Genomic DNA, 1,759 nt, shown 5'->3' with positions numbered 1-1,759 from the left:
GAGGCTTCGGCCTGGTCCGGTGTGGTTGCTGGCGGTGGGTCCGGCCGCGCGGCTTCGGTGAGAAGCCGGGGATGTCCGCGGCGTGAAGCGCGATGGGATTCGCGCCGACCCGGCTCCATCGGCGCGCTATGCGCTATGCGCAGTGCGGATGGCGTGGCCAAGTGTAGCCGAGTTGATCCGCCAAGAGAAGACGCCTGGCGCCGCTGCCATCTGCCGTAGCGTTCGGAATTTTCCGGGCGTCGGCCGTTTTCGCCTTTGTTTACAGGGGTCTTCGGGCTCGCCTAGGATCTTTCCCAATTCACGAGGGAATCGCCTGTCCTTTGCGATGAATCCATCGACGGGACGTGCTCAGGCTGCCGGCAGGCGCTTGCGCAGCAGGTAGCGCTGCACGCCGTCGAGCACCAGCACGCCGTGCTGGTTGTGCACCGTGGTGCGCAAGGTCAACACGCCGGTGGCGCGATTCGGCGCCAGTTCGCTGACCTCCAGCGTGCTGTACAGCGTGTCGCCTACGTAGACCGGATGCAGGAAGCGGCTGCTCTGGTCGAGGAAACCCTTCAGCGATTCCTCCACCATATGCGGGAACAGGCCGGCGCCGGCGGCGGTCTGGATCAGCACCTGGTAGCCGTGCGCCAGCATGTGCGGCATGCCGTGGGCGCGGCAGTACTCGGCATCGTAGTGCACGGGATGGTTGTCGCCGCTGGCAAGCTGGAAGGCGGCGAACAGCGCTTCGGTCATGGTGCGCGAGGGCAGCACGAAGCGCTCGCCGGGCGCGAAATCCTCGAAATAGCGCTGTTCGCACATGCGGTGGCTGCGCGGATCGAAGACGGTTGCGCCAGGGTTGCCGGGGGAGGTCTCGATGGTCATGGTTGGCGGTGCGTGAGCGGATAGGGTGGAAAGGAAAGCGCGGAAAGCGGACGCAACGCGGGGATCAGTCAGCCTTGATGCCGAGGCGCTCCACCAACGCTTTCTCCTGGGCGATCTGCTGCATGGCAAAGCGGGTGTAGCTGGCGCTGTCCAGGTACATCAGGTCCTGGTCCTGCTGCTTGAGCGCGGCAAGATGCTGGGGATTCTCGGCGGCGCGGCGCAGCGCGTCCTGCAGGATGCGCACCACCTGGGGATCCATGCCCTTCGGCCCGGCCACGCCGTAGGGCGAGTTGGAGACGATGTCGTAGCCAAGCTCGCGCAGCGTGGGCGCGTCCGGCCAGCGCGCGGAGCGCTGCGCGGTCCACAGGTTGAGCCAGCGCAGCTTGCCCGCATCGACCAGCGTGCCGGCGGAACTGCCCGCCGCGCAGAGCTGCACATGGTTGCCCATCAGCGAATTCAGACAGTCGGCATCGCCCTTGAAGGGGACGTGGTTCACGGTCAGCCCTTCCTTGCCCACCAGTTCCGTCATGGTGATATGCGGCGAGCTGAACTGCCCCGGCGAGCCGTAGCTGACGGTGCCGGGCCGGGCGCGCGCGGCGTCCAGGAAGTCCTTCCAGTGCTTCCATGGGGAATCGGCGCGCACCACCACGCCGAAGGTATAGCCGGTGATGCGCGACAGGTAGGTGAAATCGCGGGCCGGGTCGAAGGCGGTCTTCTGGATGAACGGCTGGCGGAAGACCGTCACCGGCATGACCGACAGGGTATAGCCGTCCGGCCTGGCCTGCCTGAGCGCCAGCGCGCCCATGGTGCCGGCTACGCCGGGCTTGTTGTCCACCACCACGGTCTGGCCCAGCGCTGCCTGCAAGGCCACGGCGAACTGGCGCACCACCACGTC

General features: G+C 66.9%; 2 protein-coding genes. Both read right to left on the bottom strand.

Features of this window, described 5'->3' with window-relative positions; translation table 11 throughout:
• Positions 1 to 348: 348 nt before the first annotated feature.
• Positions 349 to 801, bottom strand: a complete 453-nt coding sequence (locus P3W85_RS22680; RefSeq protein ID WP_035806853.1) for a MaoC family dehydratase — start codon at positions 799 to 801, stop codon at positions 349 to 351.
• Positions 802 to 928: 127 nt separating this feature from the next.
• Positions 929 to 1,759, bottom strand: an 831-nt coding sequence (locus P3W85_RS22675) for a tripartite tricarboxylate transporter substrate binding protein (RefSeq protein WP_276266435.1), incomplete at its 5' end; no start/stop codon positions are given.

Origin of the sequence: Cupriavidus basilensis, from assembly GCF_029335485.1 — a bacterium.
In the GTDB taxonomy this organism is placed as follows: domain Bacteria; phylum Pseudomonadota; class Gammaproteobacteria; order Burkholderiales; family Burkholderiaceae; genus Cupriavidus; species Cupriavidus basilensis_E.
The sequence above is the reverse complement of the archived record's forward strand: the minus strand, read 5'-3'. Positions and strand labels throughout refer to the sequence as shown.

What these genes read in the sequence shown, in the direction of transcription:
- P3W85_RS22680 (WP_035806853.1), bottom strand. Translation starts at nt 801, where the DNA reads ATGTGCGAACAGCGCTATTTCGAGGATTTCGCGCCCGGCGAGCGCTTC.